At 39.1% G+C, this 933-nt stretch carries 1 protein-coding gene; it reads left to right on the plus strand.

From position 1 onward, the window contains the following. Positions 1 to 86: 86 nt before the first annotated feature. Positions 87 to 917: an IS982 family transposase gene (locus P2W73_RS26360; protein WP_276505096.1), complete on the plus strand. Its 831-nt coding sequence runs from the start codon at positions 87 to 89 to the stop codon at positions 915 to 917. The last annotated feature ends 16 nt before the right edge of the window (positions 918 to 933 follow it).

Here is a 933-nt window from a genome sequence, read left to right on the forward strand (position 1 = left end):
TAACCCAAGTTGCTAGTTATAGAGAAAAAGGGATGAGCATCAATAAAAGATAATTTTGAGTTACCACACACAAAACTCAATTATCGATGCTCAACGAGGATAAAATTATAAGGATTTACTGTATTGTAGATGATATTTTAAAAGGAATTGGTCATGTAGAGGATAGCAGAAGGAAAGTAAGCGACAGCGAGATAATTACAACGGCGCTGGTGTCAGCTCTTTATTTTGGTGGTCATTTGGATAATAGCCGTGGTTTTATGAAGATGACAAAGTTAGTACCTACGATGTTAGACAAAAGCCGGTTTAACCGACGGTTGCATCAGTTGGCAGAACTACTTTTTTCAATATTCTATCAGATCGGGCATTATCTAAAAAGCATAGCTGGAGCGTCAGAATATGTCATTGATTCGTTTCCAGTAGCAGTTTGTGATAACATCCGGATCAGTCGTTGTAAGCTGTTGAAAGGAAAGCAATGGAGAGGCAAGCAGTGTAGTATGCGCCGGTATTTTTATGGGGTAAAAGTGCAGGTACTGGTTAATGATCAGGGTATTCCTGTTGAGTTTGGCTTTGTTCCCGGCTGTGAAAGCGATGTACAGGCTCTAAAGAAATTGCCATTGGCAGTAGCGGCAGAAAGCAAGATATATGGCGATGCGGCTTATACAGATTACCAGGCAGAAGATGACATGCGTGAAGCAGATTTAGTGGAACTGATGATCCAAAGAAAAAGTAATTCATTAAGAAAAGATGAGCCCTGGATACGGTTCATCAAAGAACAAATGAGAAAAGGAATAGAAACATCCTTTAGTGAAATAAAGGCGTTGTTTTTAAGAAAAATACATGCAGTGACCTTTAAGGGGTTCCTGCTAAAACTGGTGATGTTTATTCTGGCTTTTACCCTGAATAAGCTCACCCTTTAACTAGCAACTTGAATTA

It is taken from the genome of Terrimonas pollutisoli (genome assembly GCF_029360765.1).
Lineage (GTDB): Bacteria > Bacteroidota > Bacteroidia > Chitinophagales > Chitinophagaceae > Terrimonas_B > Terrimonas_B pollutisoli.